Raw genomic sequence first — 17,375 nt, 5'->3', positions numbered from 1 at the left:
ATCACTCCTCCCTCGATCAGTTGCCGCCGCCAGAACCACCACCGCCACTACCGCCGCTACCGCCACTGGTCGTGCGGATCGACTTGGGCTGTTTCACCTTGTCGGTGCGATAGCGCTCCGCCGCCGCTGCGGAGGTCTGGCCATTGCCGCCCTCGGTCAGAGCGCCCTCATAATGCGGATCGGGATTGATCACCTGCATCGCATAATTGCTGCGCACCGCCCCGCCGAAACTCGGGTCATTCGCCGTGCAGCCCGCCAGCAACGGCAGCAGCAGCGCCGATCCAAAACAGATTCCCCGCATCGTCACCCTCCTGCTCACAGCTCATACCCGCTGGGCGCCTTGCCCGAAGCGGGCGCTTCCTTCGCCGGCGCTGGCGCATTCCTTGGCGCTTCGGGCGGCATGGCGTCGGGGTCGAGCGGATTGATGCCCACCGCCTTGTCCGTCCTCCCCATCAGGAACAGGTCCAGCTCATGCGGCGGCCTGACCCGATCGGTAGGCAGGCGCACATCCTCCGCCCGCATCGGCTTCACCAGCCGCGGCGTCACGATGATGACCAGTTCGCTCTCGCTCTTCTGGAAACCGCTCGACCGGAACAGCGCGCCGATGATCGGGATGGAACCCAATATCGGGAACTGCCGCACCGTATCCTGGAAATCCTTGCGCAGCAGCCCCGCCAGAGCAAAGGACTGCCCGTCGCGCAACTCCAGCGTCGTGCTGGCCCGGCGGGTTTGCAGACCCGGAATGGTAAGGCCGTTCACCGTCACCGATGCGGACGGATCGATGGAGCTGACTTCCGGCTCCACCACCAGATTGATGATCCCATCCTCCAGCACGGTGGGCGTGAAGCCCAGGCTCACGCCGAAAGGCTTGAACTCGATGGTGATGGCATTGCCGCCATTGCCGCCGGTTCCACTCCCGCTGCTATTGCCTTGCGACACCGGTATCGGGAACTCGCCGCCCGCCAGGAAGGATGCGGTTTCGCCCGACAGCGCCACCAGCGTCGGCTCCGCCAGCGTGGTCACGACGCCCTTGCGCTCCAGCGCGTCAAGCGCGGAGGTAAGGTTGAGGCTTCCCACCGAATAATTCGCCGCGCCGATGCCGAAGCTGTCGAGTATCTTGCTCAGGTCCACGATCGGCCGCCCATTGGTGTCGGACAGGATCGCGGAGGACTGCGCCGCATTGCCGATGCCGCCGACGACCTTGCCGCTGTCGGACAGGAAAGCGGTGTTGATCCCGAACTGCTTGGCTGCGCTGCGCGTCATTTCGGAAAAGCGCACCTCCAGCATCACCTGCTGCGCCGCGCCGACCGACATCATGTTGACGACCTTGTCGCCCGCATAGGTCTTGGCGATCTGCACCGCCCGGTCGACCGCCGCCGCGCTGGATACGGTTCCCGTCAGCACCACCGAGTCATTGGAGATGCGCGCGCCGATGGGCTGCCCCGGCATCAGGTCGGACAATTGCCGCTTCAGCGTCACCACATCCGGCCCCACCGCCACATCGACCACCGCGATCATCATGTTGCGGTTGTCGTAGAGCGTCAGGCTGGTCGTGCCCATCTTCTTGCCCAGCACATAGACCGACCGGTTGGTCATGGGCAGGATGTCGGCAATTTCCTGATTGCCCACCATCGCCTTTGAAAAGGGCCGGTCGACGGTCAGCACCTGGCTCTTGTTGAGCGGCACGTCGAGCTGCCCGGCGTGATTGGCGTTGCTGACGTTGAGCGAGGCGATCTGGGCCTGCGCCTGCATGGCGGGGAGCGCCACCCCGGCGCCCAGCGCCAGGGAAAAGGCCAGCAACCGGGCGGACTTAGCGGGAACCATAGCGCTTCACCTCATAGCTGGTGCCGGTCGTGCCGCGCACGATCTCGACCGATGCGGTTGACGGCAGGGCGTTGCTGTTCTTCGGCACCGCGCGGCGCGCGGGGCGGAACGCCGACGCCGGACGCGGCGGCAGATAGGCAAGGTCGGCAACGCGGGCGCGCGGACCGGCATAGCCGCCGACATAGGCGCCGTCGCGCAAATCCTCTATGCCCACGGTCTGCACGGCAGGATTGGGCTTGTCGGTCAGGTTGCGCAGTACCAGCGTCAACTGCCCGGCCTGCTGCGCCAGCACCAGCTTCTGCGCGTCGACCTGGTTGACCTCCAGCGTCGCGGTCTTGCCAATGGTCGGGTCCTTGGACGAGTCATTGGCGTTCTGGTCGATGGCGATCACGCGTGTCCCTTGCAGAAGAACGTCGGTGATCTGCTGGCTTCCGCCCACCGCATCCTGAAGCGTGCGCGTCACGAAGACGTCGACGGTATCGCCCGGCAGCACGAAGCCGCCCGCCGCCGCCACATCACTCACCCGCACCGCGACGGCGCGCATTTCGGGGGAAAGCACCGCGGACATGGTCGCGCGCCCGCCTTCGCCGGAAAGCTTGGAAGCGAGGATCGGTTCGCCCGGCTCGATCTGCCGCAGCACGACCCGGCCCTTGCCGAGAGAGGTCAGCTGAACCGGATCACGGAAAGCGCCCGGCGGCACCGAACTGGCGGGCCAGTCGACCGCGCGTATCTTTTCAGCTGTTATTGCTGCTCCGAAGGGCAGCGCCACAGTCGCCACCACGACTTTCGCCGTTCCGCCATCTGCCTGCTGCACCTTTTCGGCACGGCTCAGATAGGAGTTCGCGATGAATACGGCTGCCAAGCCTAGCAGGATTGCAAGGCCGAGGACGATAAGTGATCTGCGCTGCCCCACGACAACTCCCCCCGGAATGTGGAGTCAATTATAGCCGGCCAACAATTCTGTCGGCCGGCTTTTCAATGCTGGCCGTTAATTAGCAAGCCGTGGATGCGCCCGCAGCGGTCGATGCGTCAGCAGCTCCGGAGATGCAGCTTGCAGCGTTCTCCATCGCATTCTTGATCTTGTCGCCGAGCGTCCACGCTGCAACGGCAATTCCAGTGCCAACAATCGCCAGGATCAGCGCATATTCCGCTGCCGAAGCACCGCTCTGATCATTCCACAGATTTTTAAAGAAAGTCATGTCTTTTACCCCTAATAGACCGGAAATGACTTCCCGGCTGCTCTTGCAAAGTCCTGCGGAGGGGCCTGTCTACCTTGCGACCCTGACGGCGGATTATCTCCACTCGACAGGCAGTTGGCAGTTGCCGCATGACTTGAGGCCTAAGTTGATCCAAAGCCGATCCATGTCAACAGGGTAAAAAATATGTAAATTTTTCAATATCTTACATTCATATTTTGTTAACCATATTGGAAACGATCGATTGTTGCCAAAAGTAAACAAAGTCTGATTTTTAATATATCTTTAGTTATATATCCAAATACAAGTAGTAAACATGTCGAAAGTTATTTTAATATAACTTATATTTCTACGAATAAAATGAAATGATCATGAAATATATCCCCATTTTTACCTTATTTTTTCTTGGAGAACGCCAAAGTATTTTTATGACTTAAAAATGAAAATAACCATATAATAATCCTCGGAGGCATATCCGGATTTACAAGCGCTGCCCCATGGCTCGGCAGCTTCCCTACCCCCAATCCACCCGCAACTTGCGAGGCCAAAATTCACCTTAAGGGGAAAGGAGAGATGTCCAGAATATTCGACTCGGCGCGACTCGGAAACGAATCATCGCGCCCAAGCCCCTCAACCCATGGCAATTTATGGTTATTACTCAGCCGGAAGCGGCTCCGTCAGAGGCTGCTCTGGCGCAACCATGCTGTTCTCACGCCCATCCCGCCAGCGAAGGAAGACGCCGCTGAGCCACCACAACAGCACCGTCATTCCGATGGCGACATAACCATCCACAGCATAATGATAGCCGGTCAACACCGACCCGATCATGATGACGGCACAGAATGAGCCGAACACGACGCCTGCGAGACGGGATACTTTGCTGGCCCAGAGCGCGAATAGAAACGCGGTATGAACATGAATTGACGGCATGGCAGAAATACCCGATCCCAGACCATTGCCGTTGGTCGCCTGTATCGCCAACAGCTTCGCCTGCACTTTCAGGGTCATCAACGGCGTGATCTGATCGACGGCTTTCAATTGCGCCATCAGCGGTTCGAAATGGGGATTGCCATGGATCACGGCCACGAAGCATGGCCCGGCGGACGCCAATAACATGGCAAGACCGTTGCCGATGATCGACCAACCCAAGACCAGCGTCATCAGAAACTGGCTTCGCAAGCGCCGTCTTTCCAGATCGAGCGCGATCAACGGCACCCCGATGTAGAGCAGCGTAATCCACGCCTGATAGAGAACATTGATCAAATATACGGCGGTGGGCGATCGGAGGAGCCATGTAAAAAGCTGCCAAGCGTCGCCTCTATGGATCAGCATGTCGGCCCGGATAAAGGCGTGATCCCAGCTAAAATCTGTATAAAGGCCGATCGATTTCTTCATTGCAGAGAATATCGGCCAGAAAACAACCAAGCCTAGCAGGAAAAGAGACGACGCAACCACCCGCCGAACCGGCTGATAATGACGATAGAAGTTGCGGAAAAATCCGATAGGAAACCCCGGCCTGTGCCGGACCAGCAAATACAGAATCTGCAACGGAAGGCAGGCAGCCAGACATCCAAGAATCAGTGCTGCGTTTAAATGAATCGAAGCAAACTGGATATTGTCCCGCCCAGTCATCCACCAGACAACCGAGCATATGGCCCAATAGACACCGATATAGATCACGATCGGCGCATCATCGCGCCAAGTCTGCCGGATCATGCGCGTTCCCCCCGGAACTTATAACCGCCCTATGGCCATCTTGCGGAAAGAAACTGCGCTACCGGCCAAATGTCAATCGGAGCCTTTCACCTGTTCAAACACTGGCCCGATGGCGGAAGGTCACATTCACCCTCTCCGAGAGCAACAGATAGGGTAGCCAGATCGCCGCGCTGATCAGCACCTTCTTCACATTGCCCGTCAGCATGTCCAGCAACGCCATGTCGACCGCATGCGGCACCCTGTCGATCCCCGCCACAAGTCTGGCGATCCCCAGCTGCGCCAGCAGATCCACGCCCCACACCATCACCAGAAAGCGCGGGAACAGCGGCGCCAGCCGCAGCGCCATCGCAAAGGCGAACATATAGAGGCTCGACAAAATCACCACATCGGCCAGCATCACGCCATAAAGGCTGACGAACCATGGCGGGGAAAAGCTGCCCAGCGCCGGGATGGAACTCAGGAACTCCAGCGTCCGCACCGGCACGTTCACGGCGATGCCCACCAGCAGGGAGGCCATCACGCCGTAGAGGCCGAACTGCGACATCTCCCGCGCTTCCAGACAGTCGATCTTACGCCAGCGCCCGACCTGCGCCAGCCGGAAGGCGGGCTGCGCATGGACATGCCCCGCCGGAAACAGCTTCAACCCCAGCAGCAGCGCCCCCACCGGCGCGCCCACAACCAGCAGATAGGGCAACAGCCCCGCCCCGCTCGCCCAGGGCGTCGCTGCATAGGGCGTCGCGGGAAAGGCCAGTCGCAGGCCGCAGGCAAAGGCCGCCGCCACTATCCAGACGGCCACGATCCATTGCAGGTTGACCTGCATCGACAGGACGACCGCCACGCTCTTGCGATAGAGATGGTCCTTCACCACTCGCACCATGGAAACCGGACCTCCGCCAAACGCTGAACCTGCCGCGACTATCGGCCATCTTGGTAAACGCTCAGTAAATGCACGACCGCGTGGAAAGTTCTGCGACGCGTGAGGAATATGGTGCGAGGATCGGAAAAGATAAGAGGCATAGCGGGCAAGCGTCCGGGAGGCGGGGGTAAATGGCCATTTGTAGCCGTTAAGCGCGCTGTGTTCCTGCGAAGGCAGGAACCCAGTCCCGCCCTCGCCTCGTCATCACAACGTTTGAACTGGGCTCCTGCCTTCGCAGGAGCACGGTGCGCTTCAGGGAAGGGTCGGTAAGCGGAACGACCACCTTCCACCCAAACCAGCCATTGCGATCCTCGCTCACGCAGCTATCTCTGCCGCATGTCCGGCCCTCAATCTCCCGATCGTTTTCACGAAGACAAGGCGACCTTCACTGTCACGGGCAGCCAGCCCGATATCGACGCGGGCGTGGAAGCGATCCGCACGACGTTGAAAACCCTGCCGACGCGTCCCGGCGTCTATCGCATGCAGGACGCGCGCGGGGACGTGCTCTATGTCGGCAAGGCGCGGGCTCTGCGCAACCGGGTCACCAATTACACCCAGGTCGATCGCCTGCCAAAGCGGCTCCAGCGGATGGTCGCGCAAACACGCTCCATGACGATCGTAACGACCAATAGCGAGGCTGAGGCGCTGCTGCTGGAAGCGCAACTGATCAAGCGCTTCCGCCCGCCGTACAATGTGCTGCTGCGCGACGACAAAAGCTTTCCCTTCATCCTGCTGCGCGAGGATCATGACTTTCCCCGCGTGCAGAAGCATCGCGGCGCCCGCAAATATAAGGGGCGCTATTATGGCCCCTTTGCCAGCGCCGGATCGGTGACGCGGACCATCAACGCGCTCCAGAAGCTGTTCCTGCTGAGAAGCTGCACCGACAGCTTCTTCGCCAATCGCTCGCGGCCCTGCCTGCTCTATCAGATCCGTCGCTGCTCGGCGCCCTGCGTCGGGCGGATCGACGGGGCCCATTATGCCGAACTGGTCAAGGATGCGCAGGATTTCCTCGGCGGCAAATCAACCGCCGTGCAAAAAAAGCTGGGCGCAGCGATGGAGGCCGCGTCCGAGGCGCTGGACTTCGAACAGGCAGCGGTGCTGCGGGATCGGCTGAAGGCGCTGACCTTCATCCAGGGCAGCCAGGCGATCAATGCCGAGGGGCTGGGCGATGCCGACATCTTCGCGCTGGCGACCAAGGGCGGGTCGATGTGCATCCAGGCCTTCTTCATTCGCGGCGGGCAGAATTGGGGGCATCGCAGCTTCTTCCCCGTCCACACGGCCGAAGTCGCGGAGGATGAGGTGCTCAGCAGCTTCATGGCGCAATTTTACGAGGAAGTGCCACCGCCCCGGTTGATCCTGTCCGATCGCGCGCCCGCCGAATGCCAGCTGATGGCGCAGGCGCTGAGTGAACGGATCGGATCGAAGGTGCGGATCGAGGTGCCACAGCGCGGCGACCGCACGCGCCTCATCAAGCAGGCGCAGCGTAACGCCGTGGAGGCGCTCGATCGCCGCCTTGCCGAAACCACGACTCAGGCCAGGGTGCTGGAGGAGATGGTGGAGACGTTCGGACTGGACGGGGTGCCCGACCGGATCGAGATTTACGACAACAGCCATATCCAGGGCAGCCATGCGCTGGGCGCGATGGTGGTCGCGGGCCCGGAGGGTTTCCGCAAGAACGCCTATCGCAAGTTCAACATGAAGAATCCGGAAACCTCGCAGGACGATTTCGCCATGATGCGCGAGATGTTCGAGCGACGCTTCGCCAAATTGGCAAGAGATGGGACAGCGCAGGAAGACCCGGATCGCGACAGCGGCGAATGGCCCGATCTGGTGCTGATCGACGGCGGCAAGGGGCAGTTATCAGCCGCCCGCGCGATGCTGGAGGACATGGGCATAGAGGATGTCTGCATGATCGGCATCGCCAAGGGCCCCCATCATGGCCGCGAGGGGCGGGAAGTCTTCCATATGCCCGACGGACGGGAGATCATATTTCCGCTGAACCATCCCGTGCTGTTCTATCTCCAGCGGCTGCGGGACGAGGCGCACCGTTTTGCCATCGGCGCCCATCGGCAGAAGCGCAGCAAGGCGATCACCGTCAGCTCGCTGGATGAGGTGCCCGGCATCGGTCCTTCGCGCAAAAAGGCGCTGCTGATGCATTTCGGCACGGCCAAGGCGGTGAAAAGCGCCGCGCTGGAAGATCTGCTCAAGGCGCCGGGCGTTTCCAAGGCGGTCGCGCAACAGGTTTATGATTATTTCCACGGCTGACTGGTGGATCGCCATTTGACCGCGACATGATTTTCCTATCCATAAGAGGTTGCCTGAAAAGAACATAAAGGCCTCAGGGCGAGATGGGGGATGTACATCACGCGATGAATGGGCGAAGCGAACCCACGATGCGCTTGAGCTGGTGGGACAGGCTCGCCCTGTCGGCGCTTCGTCCGTGGCAGACGCTGGATTATACGCGCCTGCTGCTGGCCGTCATCTACACCGTCGTCAGCTTCGCCTTTTCCAGCGCACGATCCTGGGCGGAGGCCGCCGAGCATGTGCTGATCCTCCTGATGCTGCTGCTGGCGCTGTCGGCGGTATTGTTGTCGTCCCGATCCTGGGTGACGGACATGCGGATTCGCAGGCCGGTCATCTTTCTGGATGCCTTGCTGTTCCTCTCCCTGATCGTAGTGACCAACCCGTCCAACAGCCCCTATTTTTCGGGCAGCTTCTTCGTCGCGGTCGAAGTCGCGCTGATCGTGCGGCGACGATTCCATCTGCTGGTCGCCCTGATCGCGGGCGCGGCGGCGATCGGCTCGACATGGATCGATGTGATCGCCATTCTTCCCTCGGAGCCGGAGGGGGAGCGGATCGCGCTGCGGGCCTGCTATCTTGCGGTGGCGATCCTGGCGACGGGCGTACTGCTGGGACCGCGCCGGGAAACGCTGCTGGAGTTCGAGCGGGGCAAGAGGTTGCTGGAGGGCGCATTGCCCGCCGCCAGAAGCGATCATGGCCCCTTTCTCCTTCAGGCGCTCAGACTGGCGACCGGCGGCGATGCCGTCGCGGTGCTGTTCCGCATGGCCAGCCATGAACCTCTCCGCTTCGCCAGCAGCACGGCGCGGGAGATGGCTTCGATCGGCTTCGGCAATCTGCTGGCGGCGGATACCGGCTGGCACGACCGTTCGCGCGATGCATCGATTGCGCTGTCGGCCGATGGCATTTGCAGGCTGGGCGCGCTGTCGGCCGGTGGGCAGGCGTGGACGGCGCTGCTCGGCGCGGAAACGGTGCTGACGGTGCGGGTGATCATCGGCACCTTCGAAGCGGTGGGCGCGGCCCGGCTGGACGATCCCTGCCATGAGGATCGAGCCGCCATCGCGCAGCGGGTGTTCGAGAGCGCCTGCGAGGAACTGACGGTCCGCAACAGCCTGGACCTCGCCCATGTCATCGCCGGCGCGCGCGAGCGGGAGCGGTTGCAGCGTGAATTGCATGACAGCGTGTTGCAGGCGCTTGCCAGCATTCGTTTCCAGATCGCGCCACTGCTGGGCGGCCGGCCGGTCGAACCGCGCCCCGTCATAGAGAATGTCGACCGCATCGCGAAGGACCAGATCGCCACCATCCGCTGGATCATCAATCCCGAAGTGGATGAGGAGGATTTCGCCTATCTGCCGGAAACGCTGGCGATGGTGGTGCGGTCGCTGGGCGAGCAATGGGGGATAGGCTGCAATCTGAAGGTCGAGGACGGCAATTGCGCCACCAGCGCGATGATCGGCAGGGAACTGAGCTTTGCCGTGCGGGAGATCGTCGCCAATGCGGTGCGCCACGCGCGGGCGAGCGCGGTCGACTTCGCGCTGGAGCCGGACGGCAACCGTATCGCGCTTCAGGTGAGCGACGACGGCGTGCCGAACATGGCGCGGCTGGGATCAAGCGGAGCGGTGCCGTCCCGCTCCCTGATGCGGCGGATACAGATGCTGGGCGGCGAGGTGTTCCTACGTAATATCGGGGGACGGACGACGATCCGGATTACCGTTCCGCGAAAGTGATGGGCTGGTGGCTTCAGGTCATTCCTCCTGCGCTGCCCTCAGCCAAGCACCCAAACAACAAAAAGGGCCGGTTTGACGATGCGCCCCGGCCCATTTTTCTCGATATTGAAAAGACCTCAGACGCTGGAACCAAGTCCCTTGATCGCATCGTCGATCAGCGCCTTGTCCGCCTTCGCATCATGCCCCTGGGCAATCAGCGTCGCTGCCGCACTGGTCGCGGCGCTCACCGCCTTGGTGCGAATGCCGGCAACCGCCGCGCGTTCGGCCGCGCCAATCTTGTCCTCGGCCATCTTCTGACGACGCGCCACCAACGCAACGGCATTCGCCTTCGCGTCCTCCAGCAGCGTCTCCGATTCATGCTCAGCCGATTTGCGCATCGCGGCGGCCTCGCCAGCGGCAGCCGCCAGCTTGGCTTCATATTCGGCCTTCAGCGCTTCCGCCTCGGCCCGCAGCTTGGATGCTTCCTCCAACTGGGTCTTGATCTGCGCGATGCGACCGTCCAGCGCGCCGCCGATCAGGCCGGGCACCTTCTTGAACAACAGGATCAGGATGAACACTGCCATCGCCAGGCTGACCCACGCAGTGGCATCCATGCCAACCGCCTTGGGATCGCTGTGCGGCGCCACGCCTTCATGGGCGACGGTGCCGACCGGCTCCATCCCTTCCGAATGGATCGCCTGATCGAGATGCGGAGCGTCCGCCTCGCTATGCTGTGCTGCTGCCTCAGCCATGGGCCAGTGCCGCCTTTACTGCGTTGCGGGCTGCGTCATCCGACGCGTTCACGCCGGAAATGCGAGCCACCATGTCGCGCGCTGCATCAGCGGCGACGGTTTCAATCTCTGCCATGGCCGCGTCGGACGCAGCCTTGATACGGGCTTCGGCCGCGCCAATCTGGCTTGCAATGTCCGCGTCGGCGGCGGCAAGCTTGACTTCGGCAGCCTTGGCCGCTTCCGCCTTGGCCTTGGCCAGGGCTGCCTGAGCAGCAGCCCGACTTTCGGCGTCACGCACGCGATAATCCGCCTCCGCCTCGTCGGCGCGGGCGAAAGCCGCCTTGGCGGCATCCAGATCGCCGGTGATCTTCGCGTCGCGCGCATCGGCCGTCGCCTGAACCTTGGGCACCATGCCCAGGCCAATGACGAAGAAAACGAAGCCGAAGGTCAATAGCAGCCAGAAGATCTGCGATGAGTAAGTTTCGGCAATTTGCGCGATTTGAGGCATTTTTCGGTCCGTCCGATCAGGCGCGGTCAATCAGAGGACGGGCATGGCGGCCGATCAGCCAACCTGCCCGTCCCAAAAGCGGCTTGCTTAGGCCACGAACACCAGGATCATGGCGATAACGAACGCCAGCAGACCCAGAAGTTCCGCAGCGGCGAAACCGATGAACAGGCGGCCCTGCTGACCGTCAGCGGCACCCGGATTGCGCAGCGCGCCTTCAAGGAACGAGCTGAAGACGTTGCCCACACCGAGGGCGGCAATGCCCGCACCGATCGCGGCCAGGCCAGCACCGAGCAGCTTTGCAGCTTCTGCGTCCATGTCTAAACTCCCTTTTCTAAACTCTAGTCAAACGTTGAGGAAAAATCTTAGTGCAGGTTCTCGGCATCGTTGATGTAAACCGAGGTCAACAGCGCGAACACATAGGCCTGGATCACCGCCACCAGAACCTCCAGAGCGCTGATGCCGATCATCAGGACGAAGCTGGCGGCGCCGACGGTCAGACCCAGCGCAGGGCTGGCATTGGCGCTGTTGATGACGAACCCGGCGAGCACCTTCAGCAGCACGTGGCCAGCGGTCATCGCGACGAACAGTCGCAGGCCAAGGCTGAACGGACGCACCATGAAGGAGACGAGTTCGATGAAGAAGAGCGGCACCACCATCAGCGCCGGGGTGCCGTGCGGCACGAACAGCGAGAAGAAGTGCAGGCCATGCTTGTAGAAGCCCACCGCCAGCACGATCGAGAAGCTCATGATCGCAAGCACGCCGGTCGCGGTGAAATGGCTGGTGAAGGTGAAGGGGTGCAGGCCGACCAGCCCCAGCGGCAGCAGGCCCAGCAGGTTCGCCAGCAGGATGAACATGAACAGCGAGAAGACATAGGGAATGTACTTCTTGCCGCCCTCGCCCACATTGGCGATCAGCAGGCTCTTGATGAAGCCGGTCATATATTCGACCGCCATCTGCCAGCGGCCGGGGACCAGCTGACGCTTCATTCCGCCGACGACGAAAATCCACAGCACCACAGCGGCGGCCACCATATAGAGCGCGCTGTTGGTGAAGGCGATGTTGAAACCACCGATCGACAGATGATCCGTACCGAACAGCGGTTCGATCGCAAACTGGTGCATCGGATCGATTTTGCCGGATTCTGCCACGCTGGACCCCTGTAACGTCTAAGCAATCGGACTAAGACAAAAGCGTCCCTATTGGTCGGGACGCTTCGTCGTCGTCAATCTGATGATGTTCCTGAAAGCCGCCACGATCCCAAGACCGAGGAATGCCAACAGAAGCCAGGGGGATGTCCGCAGAAAGTAGTCCAGAGTCCCACCTACCACAGCACCGCCAGCAAGACCGCCGATCAGCTCCGCGAGAACCCTGTTGCCCAGGCGCGAACCATCGTCCGCCTGTTGCACCTGTGTCCCCTGTCTGACCTTTTCGGCGTGTTCGGCCTGCGCGATCCGTTCCTCTAATGAGGTGATCCGCGCGTCCTCCCCCGCCGGGTCCTGCCCCGGTGCATCCGCTGCCATCAGCCATCCTTTCCGTTAAGGCTTTACGACCCAACGTCAGGCGGCATGGCGCTTGCGGCTGCACCCGTCAAGGCGCGGCCCGTTTAGAAAGGGCTTTCAGGAGTGTCAACCGTCGTTGGGCAGGAGAATCTCCCTGCCCGACAATGCTGGGTCAAAAGTCTAGCGGCAAAGGGAAAATCAGCCGGCGGTGGCACAATAGCCCGGCAGCGCGATCGGCCCGGCACCCTTGGTCTGCCATGCGCCGGCGCCGATGCGATAGACCTGGCCCGGCTTCACGCGGCTGCTCAGGGTCTGGCATCCGGTGGCGGCGGCGACATCCTGCACCGTCACGCCGCGCTTGCCGGCAAGGTCGGTATAGGCTGCGCGACGCTTGATGTTGATCGATTCGACCTCCGAACGAACAGCGTCGCTCACTGATCCCGCGATGCCCAGATAGCCGTCGGCCTGCTCGCCAACCGCGCCGGATGCCATGGCAGCGGCAACCGCTCCCGATTGCGCCCGCGCGGGAGAGGTCATGGCCAGCCCTGTCGCCAGCACGACCGCGACCGACGCGGCGATCATAAAAAATTTGCGTGTCATTGCGGGAACAACTCCGGGTTATTCTGGATCAAATCCTGCGCATCGCGTTGAAGGCGTACAACCACCTCCTGCTGCACTTTCACATTGAGGTTGATTTCGATCGGCTTGTCGGGCGCCTTCACCTGGATGCAGCCCCCCAGGGCCAAACCGGCGAAACCCGCCGTCAAGATCGTTCGCTTCTTCATTTCTGCTCCCCATTTCGCACAGTGTCGCTTTCAGCAGGCTGAACTGCAACCCTTTCGCGCATCTTCTCCTGCATCTGGTCGCCTATGCTGTTTTGTATGAGCGTTGACGGATCGATAAGGGATTGGGCGGTTCCCAAAAGCCCCCGGAAAGGCGCCGCGATCCGCACGTTGAAGATGAAGGGCAGGCCCGTGAAATTCCGCGCCAGCCCCGCCGGCGCCCCGCCGATCTGCCCGCGATTGACGCCATTGAAAACGACATTCGTCACCATTTCACCATCCAGCGCGCCATCCATCAGGATGGTCAGGCATTTATATTGCAGATTCTTGAGCGCATCGAAGGCCAGCCGCCCCATCGCACCCAATTGCTCGTTCGACACCGGCCCTACATAAGACAATGTACCGGACTGGCGCGTGGGATCGCACGGGATGGTCGGCAACACGCCTTCAGGCATGGTCAGCGGCGGCATGCCCTGCTGCCGCGCGACCAGCACGCCCCCCGCCACGCGCCCGCCCTGCGCATTGAAGATCAGAGGCATGATCCCGTCGAACGTTCCCGTCGCGGAGATATTCTTCAGATCCATCGCCTGGATGAACGCCCCGGCATCCAGACCCATCACGCGGAACGTCAGATAGCGGTCGACATCGGCGCTGAAATCCATGGTGGTCGGCAAAAGCACCAGCTCGCCACCTGAAAAGGGCCAGCCTCCACCCTCGATCCGCACCTTCTGCCCCGCTTCCAGCCGATAGTGCACGACGCCGTCGCGAACCTCGACGCCCGGATTGAGCGACCTGATTCGCACTTCCTGTCCCGGCGCGCTGACCAGTCCCAGCAAATCGGTAAAGCGAAGCTCGCCCGACAGTCCTTCGACCGGACCGAAGGCGGCGGCCAGACTGGCATTATCCGTACGGAACAGCCCGTCACTCGTCACATGGGCGCCGGTCCAGCGGATATGCCCCTCCCCGCTCACGGTCGCAGCCACATTGGCCACCACGCCCAGCGCCAGACGGGTCACGTCCTCAGGCTGGAGCATAGGACCAAAGGACAGCCCCGGAACGACAAGATCCGCCTTGCCGCTGCCATTGCTCAGATCATGCGCGATGACGGTCCGCGCGACCAGCGCATCATTGCGCGACGCGCGCAACGATCCCGTGGCGGCGATCTTCCCATTCTTCAGGGTCAGCGCGAAATCGGGCACGTTCAGCGGCTCGAACCGTCCCGGCGCCTGCGCATCGCGCACCGTCATGCCGGCTGCCAGCTTCAACGCTCCGTTTGCAAAGCTCCAGTCGCCGGCGCCATTTTCGACAATCAGCGGCACCCCGCCAATCCGTCCACCCGCGCCGGTCAGCCTACCGCCCAGTCCCTTGCCCGCAACCTTTCCATTCAAGGTCGCAGCGCTCAACCGAACCGGCGCATCCTCCGGCCCGATCGCCAGCGCCGCATTGACGAGCCCAAAACCATCCTGCCCCATCGCAAAGCGCGCCGTATCGGCGGAAAGGCGCAGCGGACTTTCGCCGCTCTTGCCCACCAGCGCCAGCTTGCGAATCTCCGCCCCACCCCGGACCCCGCCCGGCCCCATCGCGAACAAGGGCTGCCGCCCGATCGGACAGAGAGTCTGCCGCGTCCTCCCGACAGAGAAGCTGCCATAACGGGCCTCGATCAAGGAAACCGGCACGCAACGCGGATTGACGGCAAGCATGCCATCGGCGCTCATCTGCCCTTCGACCGGCGCCACCAGCCCTCGCAGCCGCCCGCCGGGCAGCGGCCCATCCAGCCGCAGCTCCGTCGAAAAGCGCGTGTCGCCCTTCGGCCCCGCCACGAAGCGCACCGGCTCCAGCGACAGTTTCGCGCCGTCCGCCGCATAGGGTTCAAGAAACAGCTGTCCGCCAAAGCCGCCCCCGGTTCGCCGCGCCAGCCGCAACGCCGCCCTTGGCAGCCCGCCGCCTTCGGTCGTCACCCCGCCGTCCAGCGCCCAGTCGACCGCCGCCCCGCTTTTGCCCGGCCAGCCGATCGTCACGCGGCCCGCGGACGGAATCGCGACCCGCGCCCCGCTGCGCGCCGAAAAATGGGTGTCGGTGAGGACCAGGCTGCCAATCTTCCCGCGTTGCGCAAAGGCCAGCGTGGCCTGTAGGACATTGTCCTCTCCCGCCCTCCGCACCGCATCGGCCAACCGCGCCGCCAACGGTCCCAACGGCGTGCCAGCGGTCGATTCGCGCACGCCCGCCAAAGGATCGCGCCCGGCGAGCCGCAATTGCCGCGCCGACAACCGCCCCTGAAGCCGTGTCCCATCCCTGCCTGCATGCCAGGCGCCGCTGAAATCCGCAGGGCCGGCCAGCCCCCCCGCTCCCGACAGAGCCGCCACCCCGATTCGCGCCTGCCCTGCCGTCGCCGCCGCCGTTCCATCAAACGCGATTCGTCCACCGGGTTTTGCGAGCACAACGGCATGGGATTTCAAGGCATCGCCCGCCAGATCGACATGACCGCTCCAGCGATCCAACGCCTTGCCGAACCAGACGTCCACATCCGCGACCGGCCGCGCAATCGCCGTCGCCGCATTGCGACAGGCCAGCGCCTCGCCCCGCATCGGCCCCCTCAGATGCGGTCGCCCGTCCCGCATGGCGACATCCAGCATCGCCCGCATGTCGGCCATGCCACAACCGGCGAACCCCGCATTGGGCATGGCCGCCGCCAGCTTCCCACGAAAACCCGATCGCAAATTGCCCTTGCCGTCGATCTGCATGCCCACGGTTCCGGCATCCGTGTCCAGCCGCAATCGTGCATCATTCAACGCCAACACGATATCCGGCAGGCTGAACGGCGCGGTGGATTTTGGATCGCGAAACTTGTCGACCTCTCCCAGATTCAGCGCTCCGTTGCGCAACGAACCGCGCATTCGGACACCCCCCGCCCGCACCGCCGCCACCTGCGGCGTCAGCCCGGTAAAGGCAATGTCGACCTCCACCCAGCGCGCCGTAAGATCAGGATCGGCCGGATCGCCCAGCACGATATTCTCGATCCGCTGGGTGCGAAGGCCGATGGTCTTGAGGTCATAGCTGCCCTGCACGCCGCGCCGGTTAAGTTCGCGGCTGATGAAATTTTCGGCAATGGGCGCGCGCTGCGTCCAGAGCGCGGCGAGGATCAGCGCAAGCGATCCCGTCCCCACTCCAAGCCAGCGTAGCCAGCCCCGGCGAATCTCCTTTTCGCCGTCTTCATCTTCCATGCCTATGGCCAACCCCGGCTTTCAACGCGCTGTAGAGTGATTTCGAGCCAGATGGCATCATCTGGCGGCTCGGAAATCACGGAAAACAATGACTCTAGCTCGTAACGCCTACATAACATCCGACACAGCTTAAATATCCTTGCCCGATAAATCCGCAATGAATAGCGTCCCGCTCCGCGAACGGGGGACGGATAAGACATTGCCTGAAAAGGATTTGCCGGAAACGGACTTGAAGACGGCCCATGACGGCGTCGGGCATCGCGCGCGGCTGCGCCAGAAGCTGGCAGACAGCGGCGGAGAAGCATTGCATGATCATGAACTGATCGAATATCTGCTCGCCCTCGCCATCCCGCGTCGCGACACCAAGCCGCTGGCCAAGGCACTGTTGCGGGAATTTGGCGGGATCGGCGGGCTGATGACGGCGGATTGGCAGGCGATCGCCCGCGTCCCCGGCATGGGCGACACCAGCATCGCCGCGATCAAGATCGTTCAGGCGACGACATTGCGAATGCTCCGCAACGAGGTGGCGGAAAGGCCGGTGCTGGCGAGTTGGCAGGCCTTGCTCGACTATCTGCGCGCCGACATGGCCTTTCTGACGGTGGAGCGGGTGCGGGTGCTGCACCTCAACAGCCGCAACATGCTGATTCGCGACGAACATATGGGCGACGGCTCGATCGATCAGGCGGCGATCTATACGCGCGAAGTGATCCGTCGGGCGATCGATCTGGGCTCGGCCGCGCTGATCCTGGTCCACAACCATCCCAGCGGCTCGCCGGAGCCCAGCCGTCAGGACATAGAAATCACCCGCCAGATCGCGGAGGCCGGGAAAAGGCTCAATATCGCGGTGCACGACCACATCATCATCGGCTCGCAGGGGCACGTCAGCCTGCGCGCGAAGGGGTTGATCTAGGATTGGGGGCAAGGGTGGAAGTCGGACGGTCCGCTTAACGCCCCTTCCCTGAAGCGGGGGGGGGGGGG

Annotated in this window: 17 protein-coding genes; 3 read left to right on the top strand and 14 right to left on the bottom strand. The window is 62.5% G+C overall.

The window, feature by feature from the left end; translation table 11 throughout:
• Window positions 1–16: 16 nt before the first annotated feature.
• From RUH75_RS09435 to RUH75_RS09410, 6 genes are all read right to left on the bottom strand, one after another.
• Window positions 17–301, bottom strand: coding sequence for a hypothetical protein (locus RUH75_RS09435; RefSeq protein ID WP_313804971.1), 285 nt, complete (start codon window positions 299–301; stop codon window positions 17–19).
• A 14-nt stretch (window positions 302–315) separates the two neighbouring features.
• Window positions 316–1,824: a type II and III secretion system protein family protein gene (locus tag RUH75_RS09430; protein WP_313804968.1), complete on the bottom strand. Its 1,509-nt coding sequence runs from the start codon at window positions 1,822–1,824 to the stop codon at window positions 316–318.
• A complete protein-coding gene (cpaB, locus tag RUH75_RS09425; RefSeq protein ID WP_313804965.1) occupies window positions 1,811–2,737 on the bottom strand; it encodes a Flp pilus assembly protein CpaB in 927 nt (308 codons plus the stop codon). The genes RUH75_RS09430 and cpaB overlap by 14 nt, the downstream gene beginning before the upstream one ends.
• A gap of 79 nt (window positions 2,738–2,816) precedes the next feature.
• Complete coding sequence (locus RUH75_RS09420) at window positions 2,817–3,023, bottom strand: Flp family type IVb pilin (RefSeq protein ID WP_313804962.1); 207 nt, start codon at window positions 3,021–3,023, stop codon at window positions 2,817–2,819.
• Between the two features lie 651 nt (window positions 3,024–3,674).
• Window positions 3,675–4,736: a phosphatase PAP2 family protein gene (locus tag RUH75_RS09415; protein ID WP_313804959.1), complete on the bottom strand. Its 1,062-nt coding sequence runs from the start codon at window positions 4,734–4,736 to the stop codon at window positions 3,675–3,677.
• A 94-nt stretch (window positions 4,737–4,830) separates the two neighbouring features.
• Window positions 4,831–5,613 (bottom strand): DUF2569 domain-containing protein, encoded by a 783-nt coding sequence (locus RUH75_RS09410; RefSeq protein WP_313804956.1) that lies wholly within the window; start codon window positions 5,611–5,613, stop codon window positions 4,831–4,833.
• Between the two features lie 375 nt (window positions 5,614–5,988).
• Between RUH75_RS09410 and uvrC the strand changes: the two genes are divergently transcribed.
• Complete coding sequence (uvrC, locus tag RUH75_RS09405; RefSeq protein ID WP_313804953.1) at window positions 5,989–7,917, top strand: excinuclease ABC subunit UvrC; 1,929 nt, start codon at window positions 5,989–5,991, stop codon at window positions 7,915–7,917.
• Window positions 7,918–8,021: 104 nt separating this feature from the next.
• Window positions 8,022–9,677, top strand: coding sequence for a sensor histidine kinase (locus RUH75_RS09400; protein WP_313804950.1), 1,656 nt, complete (start codon window positions 8,022–8,024; stop codon window positions 9,675–9,677).
• Window positions 9,678–9,793: 116 nt separating this feature from the next.
• Here RUH75_RS09400 and RUH75_RS09395 read toward each other — a convergent pair whose 3' ends face one another.
• The 8 genes from RUH75_RS09395 to RUH75_RS09360 form a co-directional block, all read right to left on the bottom strand.
• Complete coding sequence (locus RUH75_RS09395) at window positions 9,794–10,408, bottom strand: F0F1 ATP synthase subunit B (RefSeq protein WP_313804947.1); 615 nt, start codon at window positions 10,406–10,408, stop codon at window positions 9,794–9,796.
• The gene (locus tag RUH75_RS09390; protein ID WP_313804944.1) at window positions 10,401–10,895 is read right to left on the bottom strand and encodes an ATPase; all 495 of its coding nucleotides are present in this window, start codon (window positions 10,893–10,895) and stop codon (window positions 10,401–10,403) included. The genes RUH75_RS09395 and RUH75_RS09390 overlap by 8 nt, the downstream gene beginning before the upstream one ends.
• A gap of 87 nt (window positions 10,896–10,982) precedes the next feature.
• Window positions 10,983–11,210: a F0F1 ATP synthase subunit C gene (locus tag RUH75_RS09385; protein ID WP_004207392.1), complete on the bottom strand. Its 228-nt coding sequence runs from the start codon at window positions 11,208–11,210 to the stop codon at window positions 10,983–10,985.
• A 47-nt stretch (window positions 11,211–11,257) separates the two neighbouring features.
• Entirely contained in the window at window positions 11,258–12,043 is a 786-nt protein-coding gene (locus tag RUH75_RS09380) for a F0F1 ATP synthase subunit A (protein ID WP_313804941.1), read from the bottom strand.
• A 48-nt stretch (window positions 12,044–12,091) separates the two neighbouring features.
• Window positions 12,092–12,415, bottom strand: coding sequence for an AtpZ/AtpI family protein (locus RUH75_RS09375; protein ID WP_087574745.1), 324 nt, complete (start codon window positions 12,413–12,415; stop codon window positions 12,092–12,094).
• A gap of 177 nt (window positions 12,416–12,592) precedes the next feature.
• The gene (locus tag RUH75_RS09370; protein ID WP_313804934.1) at window positions 12,593–12,994 is read right to left on the bottom strand and encodes a YdbL family protein; all 402 of its coding nucleotides are present in this window, start codon (window positions 12,992–12,994) and stop codon (window positions 12,593–12,595) included.
• Window positions 12,991–13,179 (bottom strand): YnbE family lipoprotein, encoded by a 189-nt coding sequence (locus tag RUH75_RS09365; RefSeq protein WP_313804931.1) that lies wholly within the window; start codon window positions 13,177–13,179, stop codon window positions 12,991–12,993. The genes RUH75_RS09370 and RUH75_RS09365 overlap by 4 nt, the downstream gene beginning before the upstream one ends.
• Window positions 13,176–16,397: a YdbH domain-containing protein gene (locus RUH75_RS09360; RefSeq protein WP_313804929.1), complete on the bottom strand. Its 3,222-nt coding sequence runs from the start codon at window positions 16,395–16,397 to the stop codon at window positions 13,176–13,178. Before RUH75_RS09360 ends, RUH75_RS09365 begins: the two co-directional genes overlap by 4 nt.
• 214 nt (window positions 16,398–16,611) lie before the next feature.
• On the opposite strand from RUH75_RS09360, the gene radC reads away from it, so the two are divergent.
• Entirely contained in the window at window positions 16,612–17,307 is a 696-nt protein-coding gene (gene radC / locus RUH75_RS09355; protein ID WP_313805084.1) for a RadC family protein, read from the top strand.
• The last annotated feature ends 68 nt before the right edge of the window (window positions 17,308–17,375 follow it).

Source organism: Sphingobium sp. (assembly GCF_032153725.1).
In the GTDB taxonomy this organism is placed as follows: domain Bacteria; phylum Pseudomonadota; class Alphaproteobacteria; order Sphingomonadales; family Sphingomonadaceae; genus Sphingobium.
This window is presented reverse-complemented; position numbering and strand designations above follow the sequence as displayed.